The 15979-nt window shown below is 71.6% G+C and carries 13 protein-coding genes and 2 pseudogenes; 5 read left to right on the forward strand and 10 right to left on the reverse strand.

The features are described 5' to 3' along the window. Nucleotides 1-518 (forward strand): annotated as a pseudogene (locus tag AOK03_RS43600) (DUF2637 domain-containing protein); the annotation flags it as partial. Between the two features lie 45 nt (nucleotides 519-563). On the opposite strand, the gene AOK03_RS42925 reads toward AOK03_RS43600, so the two are convergent. Further along, nucleotides 564-773: a hypothetical protein gene (locus AOK03_RS42925; protein ID WP_055569389.1), complete on the reverse strand. Its 210-nt coding sequence runs from the start codon at nucleotides 771-773 to the stop codon at nucleotides 564-566. A gap of 122 nt (nucleotides 774-895) precedes the next feature. Continuing rightward, entirely contained in the window at nucleotides 896-2641 is a 1746-nt protein-coding gene (gene lysS / locus AOK03_RS34845; protein ID WP_244177866.1) for a lysine--tRNA ligase, read from the reverse strand. A 145-nt stretch (nucleotides 2642-2786) separates the two neighbouring features. On the opposite strand from lysS, the gene argS reads away from it, so the two are divergent. Then, nucleotides 2787-4553, forward strand: a complete 1767-nt coding sequence (gene argS / locus AOK03_RS34850; protein WP_055569390.1) for an arginine--tRNA ligase — start codon at nucleotides 2787-2789, stop codon at nucleotides 4551-4553. Between the two features lie 28 nt (nucleotides 4554-4581). Here argS and AOK03_RS34855 read toward each other — a convergent pair whose 3' ends face one another. The 3 genes from AOK03_RS34855 to AOK03_RS34865 form a co-directional block, all read right to left on the reverse strand. Further along, nucleotides 4582-5523 carry a hypothetical protein gene (locus AOK03_RS34855; protein ID WP_055569391.1) on the reverse strand — a complete coding sequence of 314 codons (942 nt, stop codon included), beginning with the start codon at nucleotides 5521-5523 and terminating at the stop codon, nucleotides 4582-4584. 111 nt (nucleotides 5524-5634) lie between these two features. Continuing rightward, nucleotides 5635-6858 (reverse strand): aminotransferase-like domain-containing protein, encoded by a 1224-nt coding sequence (locus AOK03_RS34860; protein ID WP_055569392.1) that lies wholly within the window; start codon nucleotides 6856-6858, stop codon nucleotides 5635-5637. Nucleotides 6859-6957: 99 nt separating this feature from the next. After that, nucleotides 6958-8298, reverse strand: coding sequence for a helix-turn-helix domain-containing protein (locus tag AOK03_RS34865; RefSeq protein ID WP_107098193.1), 1341 nt, complete (start codon nucleotides 8296-8298; stop codon nucleotides 6958-6960). Nucleotides 8299-8483: 185 nt separating this feature from the next. Here AOK03_RS34865 and AOK03_RS34870 point away from each other — a divergent pair, with 185 nt between their 5' ends. The 3 genes from AOK03_RS34870 to AOK03_RS34880 all read left to right on the forward strand — a co-directional run bounded on the left by AOK03_RS34870 (nucleotide 8484) and on the right by AOK03_RS34880 (nucleotide 10728). After that, on the forward strand, nucleotides 8484-9122 hold the full coding sequence (locus tag AOK03_RS34870; protein ID WP_055569394.1) for a DUF4232 domain-containing protein: 639 nt from the start codon (nucleotides 8484-8486) through the stop codon (nucleotides 9120-9122). A 101-nt stretch (nucleotides 9123-9223) separates the two neighbouring features. Further along, nucleotides 9224-9697, forward strand: coding sequence for a carboxymuconolactone decarboxylase family protein (locus AOK03_RS34875; protein WP_055569395.1), 474 nt, complete (start codon nucleotides 9224-9226; stop codon nucleotides 9695-9697). A 152-nt stretch (nucleotides 9698-9849) separates the two neighbouring features. Then, entirely contained in the window at nucleotides 9850-10728 is an 879-nt protein-coding gene (locus AOK03_RS34880; protein WP_079075151.1) for an NAD(P)-dependent oxidoreductase, read from the forward strand. Between the two features lie 11 nt (nucleotides 10729-10739). On the opposite strand, the gene AOK03_RS34885 is transcribed toward AOK03_RS34880, so the two are convergent. The 5 genes and pseudogenes from AOK03_RS34885 to AOK03_RS34905 form a co-directional block, all read right to left on the reverse strand. Beyond that, nucleotides 10740-11720, reverse strand: coding sequence for a zinc-binding dehydrogenase (locus tag AOK03_RS34885; protein WP_055569396.1), 981 nt, complete (start codon nucleotides 11718-11720; stop codon nucleotides 10740-10742). Between the two features lie 91 nt (nucleotides 11721-11811). After that, nucleotides 11812-12801: a porphobilinogen synthase gene (gene hemB / locus AOK03_RS34890; protein ID WP_055569397.1), complete on the reverse strand. Its 990-nt coding sequence runs from the start codon at nucleotides 12799-12801 to the stop codon at nucleotides 11812-11814. A 152-nt stretch (nucleotides 12802-12953) separates the two neighbouring features. Beyond that, on the reverse strand, nucleotides 12954-14609 hold the full coding sequence (locus AOK03_RS34895) for a bifunctional uroporphyrinogen-III C-methyltransferase/uroporphyrinogen-III synthase (RefSeq protein WP_055569398.1): 1656 nt from the start codon (nucleotides 14607-14609) through the stop codon (nucleotides 12954-12956). Continuing rightward, the gene (gene hemC, locus AOK03_RS34900) at nucleotides 14606-15565 is read right to left on the reverse strand and encodes a hydroxymethylbilane synthase (protein WP_055569399.1); all 960 of its coding nucleotides are present in this window, start codon (nucleotides 15563-15565) and stop codon (nucleotides 14606-14608) included. The genes AOK03_RS34895 and hemC overlap by 4 nt, the downstream gene beginning before the upstream one ends. Next, nucleotides 15562-15979: pseudogene (locus tag AOK03_RS34905) on the reverse strand (glutamyl-tRNA reductase); the annotation flags it as partial. The gene hemC and the pseudogene AOK03_RS34905, both read right to left, overlap by 4 nt.

The following is a 15979-nucleotide window of genomic DNA, read 5'->3' on the forward strand; positions in this document are numbered from 1 at the left end:
AACCCGAACCCGCCCAGGACCCGACCCCCGCCCCGGCCCCGACGCCGGAAGAGACGCTCCCGGTCGCCAACCATGCGAGCCCCTGGTTCTCGGCGCACAACGCGTCGTACGCACCGGTGGCCCCGTACGACGAGTGGTACGCGGAGCAGGAGCGGCAGCAGGCGACCGGCGAGGGCCAGTACCCGCAGGAACAGCAGCCTCAGCAGGAGCAGCAGTACGCGCAACAGCAGCCGCAGCAGGAACAGTTCCCCGTGCCGAACGGCGCGGGCGGCACCCGTCCGCTCGGCGAGGGCACCCCGCAGCAGGAGCCGGGGCCCGTCCCCGCGCCCTCCGACGAGGACCTGTACCAGGTGTTCCGGCACTCGATAGAGGGTGAGGGCATGCCGACCCCGGGGGCGTTCGCGGCGAACGCGGAGGCGGCCTTCGGGCTGCGCCTCCAGTCCCGCGAGCTGAACAACTACATGGACCGGTTCACGGCCCGTCTGGACAACGAGCTCATGGAAGACCACATCGCGTAGCCGCCGCTGCGGCTTCCGCTCCCGCTTCTGCTTCCGCCCGCGGGTTCAGACCCGTGCCTTCCGCCGCTTCTTCGCGGCCTCTCCATAGGCCGCGAGCACGGCGCCCACCACGGCGAGCACCACATAGAGGGGCGTGGGCACGTCCCACCAGATCTTCAGTGCGCCCCAGGGCTCGTCGCCGAACATCCGTCCGACGATGCCCAGCGCGCCTTGGATGCCCACGACCCAGCCGACGATGCCGATGATTTCTTTCATGCGTCCACGATCGGCCGCGGATCGGCCGGTCTCGTCCTGCCTCCGGCCGAATCAGCGGTAGTCCGAAGGATGCAGCGGAGCGGCGGGGCCGACCGGCGAACCGTCCGGCCGACCCCGCCGCACTAGGCCGCCAGGAGCTTGCGCACCCGGTCGGCGCCGACCGCGAGGAGCAGCGTGGGCAGGCGCGGGCCGGTCTCCCGGGTGACGAGGAGGCGGTAGAGCAGCGCGAAGAACGAGCGCTGGGCCACCTTGATCTCCGCGGGCAGTTCCTTCGCCGTCGCGTCGGCGGAGAAGCCCGCCTGCACCTTCGGCACGCCGTAGACGAGATGGGTGAGGCCGTCCAGGGACCAGTGCGAGTCGAGGCCCTCCAGGAGCAGCCGCAGCGACTCGCGGCCCGCGTCGTCCAGCGAGGACAGGAGTTCCGTGTCCGGCTCGGAGCGGACGACGGTACGGGCGTCGGCCGGGACCTGGGTGGTGATCCAGTTCTCGGCGCGGTCGAGGCGCGGACGGGCCTCGTCGAGGGCCGTGATCGGGTCGGACGGGTCCAGGTCGCGCAGGATCCGCAGGGTCTGGTCCTCGGCACCGGCGGTGATGTCGGCGACGGAGGCCAGCGTGCGGTACGGCAGCGGCCGCGGGGTGCGCGGCAGCTCACCGGCGGCGGTGCGGACCGCCCGGGAGTGGGCGGCGGCGTCCGCGGGGAGCACCGATCCGTCGGCGACCTTGGACTCCAGCTTGTCCCACTCGTCGTAGAGCCGCTGGATCTCCTGGTCGAAGGCGATCTTGAAGGACTGGTTGGGCTTGCGGCGGGCGTACAGCCAGCGCAGGAGCGGCGCCTCCATGATCTTCAGGGCGTCGGCCGGGGTGGGCACGCCGCCCTTGGAGGACGACATCTTCGCCATGCCGGAGATGCCCACGAAGGCGTACATGGGGCCGATGGGCTGTACGCCGTCGAAGATCTCGCGCACGATCTGGCCGCCGACGACGAAGGACGAGCCGGGCGAGGAGTGGTCGACGCCGGACGGCTCGAAGATGACGCCCTCGTACGCCCAGCGCATCGGCCAGTCGACCTTCCAGACCAGCTTGCCGCGGTCGAACTCGCTGAGCCGGACGGTCTCGCTGTGCCCGCACTCCGCGCAGACGTAGCTGAGCTCGGTGCTCTCGTCGTCGTACGACGTGACCGTGGTCAGGTCCTTCTCGCACGCGCCGCAGTACGGCTTGTACGGGAAGTACCCGCTGGTGCCGCCGCTGCCGTCGTCCTCGCTGGCGGCGCCCGATCCCTCGGCGGCCTCCAGCTCGGCCTCGTCGACGGGCTTCTGCGACTGCTTCTTGCCGGGCGCCTTCTTGGTCCGGTACTGGTCGAGGATCCCGTCGATGTCACCGCGGTGCTTCATCGCGTGCAGAATCTGCTCGCGGTAGACGCCGGAGGTGTACTGCGCGGTCTGGCTGATCCCGTCGTACTCCACGCCGAGCTCGTCGAGCGCCTCGGTCATGGCCGCCTTGAAGTGCTCGGCCCAGTTCGCGTACGCCGAACCGGCCGGGGCGGGCACGGAGGTGAGGGGCTTGCCGATGTGCTGGGCCCAGGACTCGTCGATGCCGGGGACGCCGGCCGGGACCTTGCGGTACCGGTCGTAGTCGTCCCAGGAGATCAGGTGGCGGACCTCGTACCCGCGGCGGCGGATCTCGTCGGCGACCAGGTGCGGGGTCATGACCTCGCGGAGGTTGCCCAGGTGGATCGGGCCGGAGGGGGAGAGTCCGGAGGCGACGACGACCGGTTTGCCCGGGGCACGACGCTCCGACTCGGCGATGACCTCGTCCGCATAGCGGGAGACCCAGTCGGTGGTATCGGTGCTCTGAGCCACGATCGACACGCCTTTCTTCTCTACGTGAGTACGGCTTGACGGAGCCATTCTCCCAGGTCGGCCGCTAACCGCGAAAACCGCTTTTCACCGCGTGGGATACTCGGTTTTCGTAGCTTCAGCACACCCAGGCACCCGAGCAGAACGGCACCCATTCATGGCCTCGGTCACGTCCCTCACCGCCTCCGTCCACCAGCGCCTCGCGGACGCCCTCTCGGCTGCCCTGCCGGAGGCCGGCACCGCGGACCCGCTGCTGCGACGTAGCGACCGGGCCGATTTCCAGGCCAACGGCATCCTGGCGCTCGCGAAGAAGGCGAAGGCGAACCCGCGGGAGCTGGCGGCGCAGGTCGTCGAGCGGATCACCCGCGGCGACCTGCTGGCCGACGTCGAGGTGTCGGGCCCCGGATTCCTGAACGTCACGGTCACCGACAAGGCGATCGTCGAGACGCTCGCGGCGCGCTCCGCCGACGGCGACCGGCTCGGCGTGCCGCTGAACCCGGCCGCGGGCACGACGGTCATCGACTACGCGCAGCCGAACGTGGCGAAGGAGATGCACGTCGGCCACCTGCGCTCCGCCGTGATCGGTGACGCGCTGCGCCACATGCTGGACTTCACCGGCGAGAAGACGATCGGCCGCCACCACATCGGCGACTGGGGCACCCAGTTCGGCATGCTCATCCAGTACCTGATCGAGAACCCCGACCAGCTGGCCCCGGCCGCGGACGTCGACGGCGAGCAGGCGATGAGCAACCTGAACCGGGTCTACAAGGCGTCGCGTGCCGTCTTCGACGCGGACGAGGACTTCAAGGAGCGGGCCCGCAAGCGGGTCGTCGCCCTGCAGTCCGGCGACAAGGAGACGCTCGACCTGTGGCAGCGCTTCGTCGACGAGTCGAAGGTCTACTTCTACTCGGTCTTCGAGAAGCTGGACATGGAGGTCCGCGACGACGAGATCGTCGGCGAGTCGGCGTACAACGACATGATGCCGGAGACGGCCCGCCTGCTGGAGGAGTCGGGCGTGGCCGTCCGCTCCGAGGGGGCCCTCGTCGTCTTCTTCGACGAGATCCGCGGCAAGGACGGCGAGCCGGTGCCGCTGATCGTGCAGAAGGCGGACGGCGGCTTCGGTTACGCGGCCTCCGACCTCTCGGCGATCCGCAACCGTGTCGTCGACCTGGACGCGACGACGCTGCTGTACGTCGTGGACGTGCGGCAGTCGCTGCACTTCAAGATGGTCTTCGAGGCGGCCCGCCGGATGGGCTGGCTGAACGACGACGTCACCGCGCACAACATGGGGTACGGCACGGTGCTCGGCGCGGACGGCAAGCCGTTCAAGACGCGTGCGGGCGAGACCGTGCGCCTGGAGGACCTGCTCGACGAGGCCGTCGAGCGGGCGACGGCCGTGGTGCGGGAGAAGGCCGAGAAGATCGGCCTCTCCGAGGAGGAGATCGTCGAGAACGGCCGGTACGTGGGCATCGGCGCCGTGAAGTACGCGGACCTGTCGACGTCGGCGAACCGCGACTACAAGTTCGACCTCGACCAGATGGTCTCCCTGAACGGCGACACGAGCGTGTACCTGCAGTACGCGTACGCGCGCATCAAGTCGATCCTGCGCAAGTCCGAGGGCGATGCCGCCGCCGCGCACCCGGAGCTGGCACTGGCTCCGGCCGAGCGGGCGCTCGGCCTGCACCTCGACGCGTTCGGCGATCTCGTCTACGAGGCGTCGGCCGAGTACGCCCCGCACAAGCTGGCCGCGTACCTGTACCAGCTGGCGTCGCTGTTCACGACGTTCTACGACCAGTGCCCGGTGATCAAGCCGCGCCCCGCGCAGGACGTGGTCGAGAACCGGCTGTTCCTGTGCGACATCACGGCGCGGACGCTGCACCAGGGCATGGCGCTGCTCGGCATCAGGACGCCCGAGCGCCTCTGACGCCCGGGCGGTCCCGACGGGTGGGTGGTCAGGCGTAGTAGTGGATGGTGCCGTTCAGCGCGGCGGTGCCTCCACTGCCGCAGATCTGCTTGAACGTCGCGGCGAACGCCTTCAGTTCACCGGCTTCGTCCAGGGCGAGCCTGGTCACCTTGAACTCGCCCGACGTGGTGTTGCAGCCGCGGCCGTTGCCGTAGACGTCGAGTTCCGCGAGGCCGTCGTCGCCGAACCGGTTGGCCCGGTAGGTCTTGCCGACCTCCAGGGTCTGCCCCTTGGGCGCGCCGATGTCGGCGGACCAGTCGTCGCGCTTCCCGGAGGCCGAGTAGTGCACCCGGGACGCGTCGCCGGACGCCTTGAAGGTGCTGGTGGAGCCGGTGTAGCCGACGGTGCGGCCGGCGCCGATGTAGTCCTCGGGGTCGCTCTGGAAGCGGTACGAGAGCGGGTAGGCCCGGAATTTGACGGCGCCCTTGAGGGCGGGAGCCGTGGCGCTCTCGCAGTTCTGGGTGAACGACGCGTCCAGGAGGGTGACGTTGCCGTCCGCGTCCGTCTCGATCTGGTTGACCGAGAACGATCCGTACACCTCGTTGCAGCCGCGGCTGCCGCCGCTGACGTCGAGGCCGGGCGAGCGGCCGGTGCGGAAGGCCGCGCGCTCGGCGCCGCGGTAGACACCGGGGCGCAGCTCGTCGCCCCTGGGCGCCGCGATGTCGATGCTCCACTCCGCGTCGGGCAGGGACACCGTCAGGGACTCCGCGGTGCCGCTGATCCGCATGGGGCTCTGCGGGTCCTTGTACGTGCCCGACTTGCCCTGGCCGATGTAGTCGCCCTCGGCGCTCGTGTACGAGTACGAGCTGACGGCGACCGGGGCACCGGCGGCGGCCTGCGCGGGGGCGGCGACGGTGATCAGGCCGCCGGCCACCGCGACGCCGACGAGGGCGCGTCCGAGTCTCTTGGCAGGCAGAGCTGTACTGCGCATGGAAGATCCCCTCTGTGTGAAGCATCCGCACTCCCCAGGCGGATGAACTCTCAACAGTGGTCACCCTAGGCGCAGGGACTGACAACTACCCCCGCTTTCAACCGAGTTCGCTCAGTTTTCACCAGCCGCGACCGCAAGCGCCCGGCCGAGGCGCCGCAGCCCCTCCGCGATCTCCTGCGGCGCCTGCGTCACGAAGCACATCCGCAGGGTCGCCCGGTCCGGCTCGCCCGCGAAGAACGGGGCGCCGGGGACGTACGCCACCTGGTGCTCGATGACCGTCCGCAGCAGCTCCGTCGTGTCGTGACCGTCGGGGAGCTTCGCCCACACGAACATGCCGCCCTCGGGGCGGATCCAGCCGGACCCCTCGGGGAGGGCGTCCGCGAGGCCCGCGAGCATCGCGTCCCGCCGCTCGCGGTAGACGCCCGCGACCCGGGCGACGTGCGCGTCCAGGTCCCGGTCGGCCAAGTAGCGTGCCGCGGCGAGCTGGTTGACGGTGGGCGTGTGCAGGTCCGCGGCCTGCTTGGCGACGGCGCAGGCGCGCAGCAGCGCGGCGGGCGCGCGCAGCCAGCCGAGCCGCAGGCCGGGCGCCATGACCTTGGAGAAGCTGGAGAGGAGGACGGTCCTGTCCTCGGCTCCGGGGTACGTGGCGATCCAGGGCGCGCGCTCCCCCTCGAAGCGCAGTTCGCCGTACGGGTCGTCCTCGACGATCCACAGTCCGAGCCGCTCGGCGACCCGGGCGATCGCCGCGCGCCGGTCGGCGGGCAGGGTGCGTCCGGTCGGGTTCTGGAAGGTGGGGACGGTGTACAGCAGCTTGGGGCGGTGCAGGGCGACGAGGGTGTCGAGGGCGGCCGGGTCGATGCCGGACTCGTCGCAGGGCACGGGCACGACGCGGGCGCCCGCGAAGGCGAAGGCCTGGAGGGCCGCGAGGTAGCAGGGGTTCTCGACGAGGACGGTGTCGCCGGGCTCGATCAGCGCGGTCGCGAGGAGCGAGAGAGCCTGCTGCGAGCCGGTGGTGACGAGCACGTCGTCGGGGTCGGTCGGCAGTCCCCGGACGGTCGCGCGGGCCGCTATGGCGGTACGCAGCGCGGGCTCGCCCTCGGTCGTCGAGTACTGCAGGGCCCGCTCGGGCGTCTCCTGGAGCACCGCGCGGAAGACGGCCGCGATGCCGTCGCCGTCGAAGAGGCCGGGGGCGGGCAGGCCGCCCGCGAAGTTGATGACCTCGGGGCGCGCGGTGACCGCGAGGATGTCCCGTACCGGCGAGCCCCCGACCGCCGCGGCCCGCGCGGCGAGCGGCGGCTGGGGGACTGCGGTGCGGGAGGGCTCGGTGACGGTCACGGCGACGGCTCCTTCGGCTCTGGCGGCTGTGCCCGCACCCTAAGCACGTAGGTGCGGGCTACACACGCCATTCCGGGATGCGGACGCGGCCGCCCCGGGTCAGCCGTCCTGAAGCTGCCTCTCCCACTTGCTGCCGCCGGGCGGCCAGCCGTAGGTGGGGCGCCCCTTCTTGCCGCTGGTGCGGAACGGCTTGCCCTGGTCGTCGATGCGCAGGGAGTTGTGCCGCTTGCCGCTGGACCACTCCAGCTCCAGGTACCACCGCACGTCGTGCAGATCGGTGTCGGCGATGATGAAGAAGACCTCGGGGTCCTTCTCGCTGACCTTGTACGGGAAGTCGCGCTGACCCGACTGGGGTTTGACGTGCGGCGACCCGTCGTCGAGGTCGATGGAGAAGGACTTGGGGTCGACGTCGCCGCCGCAGCCGGTCGCCATCTGGAAGTTGTTCCAGGCCAGCGGCGCACTGGTGCTCTGCACCCGGACGTTCATGTCCTGCAGGACGACGGTTTCGTCGCCCGTGCCCTGCACGGTGACCTCGATGAGCTGTCGGCCCGCCGGGACGGCGCCGAGGTCGCCGACCCAGCCGGCCGCGTCCTGCGCCGCGGGCTGCTCCGGCACCTCGGAGGCCTTGCGGTTCACGAGGAAGTCCTGGAGGCAGGGGTCGTCCATGGCGTAGGGCCTGGTGCGCACCGTCACCGGTACGTCGAAGGTGCTGCCGCTGTTGCCGCCCGCGGAGGCCGGGCCCTTGCCGGGGGCCCGGGAGGTCTTGGATCCGGGGCCGCCGCTCCTGGAGGGCGACGCGGAGGCGCCGTCCTCCTTCTTGCCGCCGTCCTTCTTCTCGTCGTCGTCGCCCTGACCCTTGCCCTTGCCGGTGGGGGCGTCGTCGGGCGACTCACCGGGGTGGGGCGAGGATGCCGCGCCCGTGTCCTTCTTGTGCCCGTCGCCGCCGTTGCCGTTCATGGCGAGGGCGACGGAACTGATGCCGACGACCGCGGCGACGGCGGCCGCGAGGATGAGGGGGCGCCGCCTGCGCGACAGGGTCCGCTGCCGCCGGTCCGTGACCAACTCGGTCTCGGGGCCGGGCTCTTCCGGTTCGGGTCCGGGGCGTTCCTGCTTGGGCCCGGCACATCCCGGCGGGGGGTCGGCGCGCACCTGCAGGGGTTCGGCGCGTACCGGCGCGGGTTCGACACGCTCCGGTTCCGCCTTCTTGCCCCGCGAGGCGTCCGCCAGGATCCACCGCCGGTGGACCTCGACGAGCTCCTCCGGCGACGCCTTGCAGAGGCGGGCGAACCGCTCCACCGGAGCGAACTCGGTGGGAACCGCGTCCCCGTTGCAGTACCGGTGCAACGTCGACGTGCTCATGTGGAGCCGCTTGGCCAGCACTCCATAACTGAGCCCGGACCGCTCCTTGAGCTCCCGCAGCAGCTCCGCGAGAGTCGCCATCTCCACCCTCCACCATTCCATTCACGCGTTCCAAGGGGAGTTCGTTCCCCCTGTTCAGAGCCGGTGCGACCGTTCCAGCGTCCCCAACTCCCCGGCACCCGTGGCGGCTGGGACCCCCCAGGGCACAAGCTGTGCCCGCCAGGCCATCCAAGCACGCCGCATCCGGCACTCAGTAAGGACCAGCCATGCCCCGCACCGGTTCCCGGACCACTGCCGCAGTCCGCATCTCTGCGGCCACCGCCATCGCACTCGGCACCCTCTCCCTGACGGGCTGCGCCAGCGGAACCGGCACCCGGGACGAGGGCGCGGCAACGCTCGTGGCGCAGACGACGAACAAGCACAGCACGGTTCCGCAACCGTCCTCCAACCGGCGCACCGCACGGAATTCGGTCCCCTGCACCGGCGCGAACACCGAAGTGACCGTCACCGAGGTCGCACGCCCGGCGCACCACCTCCTGATCACCGCCACGAACACCGGCACCAGGCCGTGTGACGCCTACGACGCCCCCTACCTCCGCTTCGACGACGCCCAGGCCCCGGCCGACACCGACCCGGACTCCGTACCGCAGGCGGTCGTCACCCTGGAGCCCGGCGAGTCGGCGTACGCGGGCGTGGCCCTTTCGGAGACGGAGGGCGACGGAGAGAGTGACGGGGAGGGAGGCCGCACCGCCCACCGTCTCGGCGTCCTGTTCGCCGACCGGGCCATGGACGGCGGCGTCGGCCCGGAGGCGGCCGTGGAGCTGCCCTCGGGCGGTGTCCACGTGGACGGCTCAGTGCGGACCACCTACTGGCAGCGGTCGCCGCAGGACGCCCTCATCCGGTGACCGGAAGGGCGAGAGACGCGGGTCACATCCGTACGTGTCACATCTCGCGGGGTCCGTCCGTCCTAACTGTGAACCACCGGCCAACGGCACAGGAGCACACCATGGAACCCCGTTTGAACGTCTTCGCAAGCCCGTCCGCAGGCAAGGCCATCAAGCACCTGACCGCGGTCGGCAAGGTCGTCTCGGACACGGGGCTGCCGGCCGCCACGCAGGAACTGGTGAAGATCCGCGCGAGCCAGATCAACGGCTGCGGATTCTGCCTCGACATGCACACCAAGGAGGCGATCGCCGCCGGTGAGAACGCGACGCGTCTCCACCTGGTCGCCGCGTGGCGCGAGGCCACGGTCTTCACCGACGCGGAGCGCGCCGCCCTGGAGCTGGCGGAGGAGGGCACCCGCATCGCCGACGCGGCGGGCGGGGTCTCGGACGAGGTCTGGGGCAACGCCGCCAAGCACTTCGACGAGGAGCAGCTGACCGGCCTGACGATGCTGATCGCCCTCATCAACAGCTACAACCGCTTGAACGTCATCCTCCAGCAGCCCGCAGGCGACTACCAGCCCGGTCAGTTCGGCTGACCCGGCCCGGCACGGGGAGCTCCGACCGGCACACGCACCTTTTGGTGAGTACCGCACAAAAAAGTCGGTACTTGTCCGCCTCATGGAGCCGAACGAGGATCGAACGCGTACCCGAAGGAACGGTCCGACGGGACGCCTCGAAGGAGCTCCCCGTGCCCAACACCCCTGTCTCCGTCCTCGGTCTCGGCCTGATGGGCACCGCCCTCGCCGGTGCCCTGATCAAGGCCGGGCACCGGACGACCGTATGGAACAGGACGGAGTCGAAGACCGGCCCGCTGGTGGCCCAGGGCGCCGCTCCGGCGGCCACCGCGCGGGACGCCATCACCGCGGGCGGCCCGGTCATCGTCTGCCTCACGACCAACGACAACGTGCGCGCCCTCCTGGAGCCGGAGGCCGAGGCCCTCGCGGGACGCACCCTCGTGAACCTCACGAACGGCACGCCGGGCCAGGCGCGCGAGCTGGCCGACTGGGCGGCGGCGCACGGCATCACGTACCTCGACGGCGGCATCATGGCCGTCCCGCAGATGATCGCGACGCCCGGCGCGTACATCCTCTACAGCGGCGCCGACGAGGCGGCCTTCGAGGCGCACCGCCCGACCCTGGCCGCGCTCGCCGACACGAAGTGGGTCGGCAAGGACCCCGGTCTGGCCGCCCTGTACGACATCTCCCTGCTCACCGGCATGAACGGCATGGCGCTCGGCGTCGCCCAGGCCTTCGCGCTCATCGGCAGTGCGGGCATTCCGGCCCGCGACTTCGCGCCGCTGCTCAGGGACTGGGTGGTGGCGATGACGGACGGGCTCGTGCCGGGCGCCGCCGAGGCGATCGACACCGACCGGCACGTCACCGATGTGTCCAACCTCGCCATGAACCGCGAGGCGCACCCCAACTTCCTTCGGACGTACGCCGATCAGGGACTGCGGACGGACCTGTTCGAGCCTCTCCAGGCCCTCCTCGACCGCGCCGTGGAGGAGGGGCACGGCGCCGACGGCTTCTCCCGTCTGTCGACCCTGCTCAAGCGGGGCCAGGGCTAGGGCCTGGTCCCCTACGGCACGAGAAGCACCTTGCCCGTGGTCTCCCGCCGCTCGATGGCGGCGTGCGCCTCGGCCGCCCGCTCCAGCGGGAACGTCTGGAACTCGGGCACCAACTGCCCCTTGGCCGCGGCCTCCAGGGCCTCGCGTTCGCGGGTGGGGCCCTCGCCGGGGTTCTCGATCAGCTGCAGCAGCGCGTTGGTGACGGTGATGTCCCGCTCCGCGAGCACCTCGGGGCGGGGTGCGAAGTCGCTCTGCGACGACCAGCCGATGACGACGTACCGTCCGCCGTCGGCGAGCAGTTCGAAGGCGGCCGCGCCCTTCTCGCCGCTCACCCCGTCGAGCACGGCGGTGACGCGCCGACCGCCGCCGAGCCGCTCGGCGACCTCGCGCTCCCAGCCGGGCCGGTTGTAGTCGACGGCGATGTCGGCGCCGAGCCCCCGCACGGCCTCGACCTTGGCGGGCCCGCCGGCCGCGCCGACCACCGTCGCCCCGATGCCGTGCGCGTACTGGACGACGAGCCGCCCCACGCCACCGGCGGCGGAGGTCACCAGCACCACGTCGTCGGAGCGGAGCCGGGCCGCGCCGAGCAGCCCCATGGTGGTCGCCCCGGTCATCACCATGGTCGCCGCGGCCTCGAAGCCGAGGCCGTCGGGGATGACGTGTGCCTCCGCGACCTCGGCGACCGCCAGTTCGGCGTATCCGCCGGGGACCGAGCGCGGGACCACCACGGCACGCCCGAGCCACGCGGCGTCGACACCGGGGCCCACGGCCTCCACGGTCCCCGCGACCTCACCGCCGAGGACCGCGGGCAGTTCGGGCAGCGGTGGCGCCATGTCGGACGCCTCGCCCCGCCGCATCACCGTCTCGACGAAGTGAACTCCCGCCGCCCGCACGGCGATCCGCACCTGGCCCGGCCCCGCGACGGGGTCGGGCAGGGTCTCGTTGCGGAGGTTCTCGGCGGGACCGAACTCGTGCAGGACGACAGCGCGCATGGTGTGCTCCTCGGAACGTGGGAACGAACGTCGATGCACACCACCCTCCGACTTCAACCGAGGTTGAGGTCAAGGGCCGCCCGCCGGGGCGTCAGAGCTTCCGCGCGACCTCGGTCGCCCAGTACGTCAGGATCATGTTCGCGCCCGCGCGCCTGATCCCGGTCAGGGACTCCATGATCGCCTGGTCCCGGTCGATCCAGCCCCGCTGGGCGGCGGCCTCGATCATCGAGTACTCGCCACTGATCTGGTACGCCGCCACCGGCACGTCCACCGCGTCGGCGACCTTGGCCAGGATGTCGAGGTAGGGACCCGCGGGCTTGACCATGACCATGTCGGCGCCTTCCTCCAGGTCCAGGGCCAGCTCCCGCAGCGACTCACGAGTGTTGGCCGGGTCCTGCTGGTACGTCTTGCGGTCGCCCTTGAGCGACGAGCCGACGGCCTCGCGGAACGGGCCGAAGAAGGCCGACGAGTACTTCACGGTGTACGCGAGGATGGCGACGTCCTCGTGGCCGACCTGGTCCAACGCGTCGCGGATGACCCCGATCTGACCGTCCATCATGCCGCTCGGGCCGACCACGTGGGCGCCCGCGTCGGCCTGGACCTGCGCCATCTCGGCGTACCGCTCAAGGGTCGCGTCGTTGTCGACCCGGCCCTCGGCGTCCAGCACACCGCAGTGCCCGTGGTCCGTGGTCTCGTCCAGGCACAGGTCCGACATGACGATCAGGTCGTCGCCGACCTCGGCCCGCACATCGCGGAGCGCGACCTGCAGGATCCCGTCCGGGTCGGTGCCCGCCGTGCCCACGGCGTCCTTCTTGGACTCCTCGGGGACGCCGAAGAGCATGATCCCGGCGACGCCGGCCTCCATCGCCTCGACGGCGGCCTTCTTCAGGCTGTCGCGGGTGTGCTGGTAGACGCCGGGCATGGCCCCGATCTCCACCGGGTCACTGATCCCCTCGCGCACGAACGCGGGCAGGATCAGATCGGCCGGATGCAGACGCGTCTCGGCGACCATGCGCCGCATCGCGGGGGTGGTCCGCAGCCGCCGCGGCCGCGCTCCGGGGAAGGACCCGTACTTCGTCACTGAAACCTCACCTCATACCGCTCGTCGCCCCGTCACCGGCCGACGTGCCGCAGGGGCGCTGCCCGCTGTGGGCAAACGTGCCGCTGGGCGGCACGGGTGGGCACAGCCCCCGGTGCGGAGCACCAAAAGGGGCGGCGCCCACCCAAAGGTACCTACGGGGCGGTGCGGCGCCGACGGGACCCCGGACGACGCTCGCTGGGCCGGGTGACGGGATCCCCCGCCTCAAGAGCCGCAGCCCGGCGCCGGGACCCGAAATCGGCCAGCGCCTCGGCGAGCTTGTGCACCGAAGGCTCCGGAGCCATCACGTCGACCCGCAGCCCGTGCTCCTCCGCGGTCTTCGCGGTGGCGGGGCCGATGCACGCGATCACGGTGACGTTGTGCGGCTTGCCGGCGATGCCGACGAGGTTGCGCACCGTGGAGGACGAGGTGAAGAGGACCGCGTCGAAGCCGCCGCCCTTGATCGCCTCGCGGGTCTCCGCCGGGGGCGGCGACGCGCGCACCGTCCGGTAGGCGGTGACGTCGTCGACCTCCCACCCGAGGTCGATGAGACCGGCGACGAGCGTCTCCGTGGCGATGTCCGCGCGCGGCAGGAACACCCGGTCGATCGGGTCGAAGACCGGGTCGTACGGCGGCCAGTCCTCCAGGAGACCGGCGGCCGACTGCTCACCGCTCGGCACCAGGTCCGGCTTGACGCCGAAGGCGACCAGCGCGGCGGCGGTCTGCTCGCCGACGGCCGCGACCTTGATCCCGGCGAAGGCACGCGCGTCGAGCCCGTACTCCTCGAACTTCTCCCGCACCGCCTTGACGGCGTTGACGGAGGTGAAGGCGATCCACTCGTACCGGCCGGTGACCAGGCCCTTGACCGCGCGCTCCATCTGCTGGGGCGTGCGCGGCGGCTCGACCGCGATGGTCGGGACCTCGTGCGGCACGGCGCCGTAGGAACGCAGCTGGTCGGAGAGCGAGGCCGCCTGCTCCTTCGTGCGCGGCACGAGGACGCGCCACCCGAAGAGCGGCTTCGACTCGAACCACGACAACTGATCGCGCTGGGCGGGGGCCGAACACTCGCCGACCACGGCTATGACGGGCCGGCCGCCGTCGGGCGAGGGCAGCACCTTCGCCTGCTTGAGGACCTGCGCGACGGTGCCGAGCGTGGCGGTCCAGGTGCGCTGACGCGTCGTCGTACCGGCGACGGTCACGGTCATCGGGGTGTCCGGCTTGCGGCCCGCGGCCACCAGCTCACCGGCGGCCGCGGCCACGGAGTCGAGGGCCGTCGAGACGACGACGGTCCCGTCGGACGCGCCGACCTCGCTCCAGCAGCGGTCGGAGGCGGTACGGGCGTCGACGAAGCGCACGTCCGTGCCCTGCGCGTCCCGCAGCGGCACACCCGCGTACGCGGGCACACCGACGGCGGCCGCGATGCCCGGCACCACTTCGAAGGGGATGCCCGCGGCGGCGCAGGCCAGCATCTCGTCGGCCGCGTTCGTGTCAAGGCCCGGGTCGCCGCTCACCGCACGCACGACCCGCCTGCCGCCCTTCGCTGCCTCCATGACAAGATTGGCGGCAGCTCGGAACGGCGTCGCGTCGGCGGTCATTGACGTGTCGTCAGCTGTCGGCTGGGGTGTGTCCACACCTCCCCTGGCATGCACGCGGACGACGTCGAGCACATCCGGCTCGGCGATCAGCACATCCGCTCGGGCCAGCGCCTCGACGGCGCGCAGGGTCAGCAGTCCCGGATCTCCGGGTCCGGCACCGAGGAAGGTGACGTGCCCGTGTGCGGGAAGGCCGGGAAGGTTCGAGGTGGGGCTCAAAGTGCTCGCTCCCCCATCAGACCGGCCGCGCCCTTGGCGAGCATCTCGGCCGCGAGTTCGCGGCCCAGCGCCATGGCTCGGGTCTCCGTCTCGGGCACGGGACCGGTGGTGGACAGCTGCACCAGCGACGAGCCGTCGGTCGTACCGACGACACCGCGCAGGCGCATCTCCTTGACAATCTGCCCGTCGGCCAGCAAATCGGCCAGCGCGCCCACGGGGGCGCTGCAGCCGGCTTCCAGGGCGGCGAGCAGGGAGCGCTCGGCGGTCACGGCGGCCCGGGTGTACGGGTCGTCGAGCTCGGCGAGCGCGGCGGCGAGTGACGCGTTGTGCGCGGCACACTCGATCGCCAGTGCCCCCTGGCCGGGGGCGGGCAGAATCGTGTCGACCGACAGGAAGTCGGTCACCTCGTCGGCCCTGCCGACGCGGTTGAGTCCGGCGGCGGCGAGCACGACGGCGTCGAGCTCCCCCTTGTGCACGTATCCGATGCGGGTGTCGACGTTCCCGCGGATCGGCACGGTCTGGATGGTCATGCCGTGGCTGCGCGCGTAGGCGTTGAGCTGCGCCATGCGGCGCGGCGAACCGGTGCCCACGCGGGCGCCCTCGGGCAGCTCCGCGAACGTCAGGCCGTCGCGCGCCACCAGGGCGTCGCGCGGGTCCTCGCGCACCGGCACGGCGGCGAGGGTGAGCTCGGCGGGCTGCGCGGTGGGCAGGTCCTTGAGCGAGTGGACGGCGAAGTCGACCTCGTCGCGGGCCAGCGCCTCGCGCAGCGCGGCGACGAAGACGCCGGTGCCACCGATCTGCGCGAGGTGCTCGCGCGAGGTGTCGCCGTACGTCGTGATCTCCACGAGTTCGACGGAACGTCCCGTCAACTCCTGGACTGCCTCGGCCACTTGGCCGGACTGGGCCATGGCCAGCCTGCTGCGCCTGGTCCCGAGCCTGAGAGCCCTCTCCGTCATGCCCGGCCTCTATTCGGGTCGTCGTTCTCGTTGTTCATGTGGTCAGCCCTGCTGACCGCCGCGACCGTCTGCGGGTCGAGGTCGAAGAGCGTGCGCAGCGCGTCCGCGTACCCGGCGCCGCCGGGCTCGCTCGCCAGCTGCTTGACCCGCACCGTCGGCGCGTGCAGCAGCTTGTCGACGACGCGGCGCACGGTCTGCGTGATCTCCGCGCGTTGCTTGTCCGCCAGGCCCGGCAGCCGTCCTTCGAGCCGGGCCATCTCGCCGGCCACCACATCGGCGGCCATGGTGCGCAGGGCGACCACGGTCGGCGTGATGTGCGCGGCCCGCTGGGCGGCGCCGAAGGCGGCGACCTCGTCGGAGACGATGCCGCGGACCTTCTCCACGTCGTCGGCCATCGGGGCGTCCGCGGACGCC

Source organism: Streptomyces atriruber (assembly GCF_001418325.1).
Lineage (GTDB): Bacteria > Actinomycetota > Actinomycetes > Streptomycetales > Streptomycetaceae > Streptomyces > Streptomyces atriruber.

What these genes read in the sequence shown, in the direction of transcription:
- AOK03_RS34870 (WP_055569394.1), top strand. Translation starts at nt 8,484, where the DNA reads ATGCCCCGCACCGGTTCCCGGACCACTGCCGCAGTCCGCATCTCTGCG.
- AOK03_RS34865 (WP_107098193.1), bottom strand. Translation starts at nt 8,298, where the DNA reads ATGGCGACTCTCGCGGAGCTGCTGCGGGAGCTCAAGGAGCGGTCCGGG.
- AOK03_RS34875 (WP_055569395.1), top strand. Translation starts at nt 9,224, where the DNA reads ATGGAACCCCGTTTGAACGTCTTCGCAAGCCCGTCCGCAGGCAAGGCC.
- AOK03_RS34855 (WP_055569391.1), bottom strand. Translation starts at nt 5,523, where the DNA reads ATGCGCAGTACAGCTCTGCCTGCCAAGAGACTCGGACGCGCCCTCGTC.
- argS (WP_055569390.1), top strand. Translation starts at nt 2,787, where the DNA reads ATGGCCTCGGTCACGTCCCTCACCGCCTCCGTCCACCAGCGCCTCGCG.
- hemC (WP_055569399.1), bottom strand. Translation starts at nt 15,565, where the DNA reads ATGACGGAGAGGGCTCTCAGGCTCGGGACCAGGCGCAGCAGGCTGGCC.
- AOK03_RS34885 (WP_055569396.1), bottom strand. Translation starts at nt 11,720, where the DNA reads ATGCGCGCTGTCGTCCTGCACGAGTTCGGTCCCGCCGAGAACCTCCGC.
- AOK03_RS42925 (WP_055569389.1), bottom strand. Translation starts at nt 773, where the DNA reads ATGAAAGAAATCATCGGCATCGTCGGCTGGGTCGTGGGCATCCAAGGC.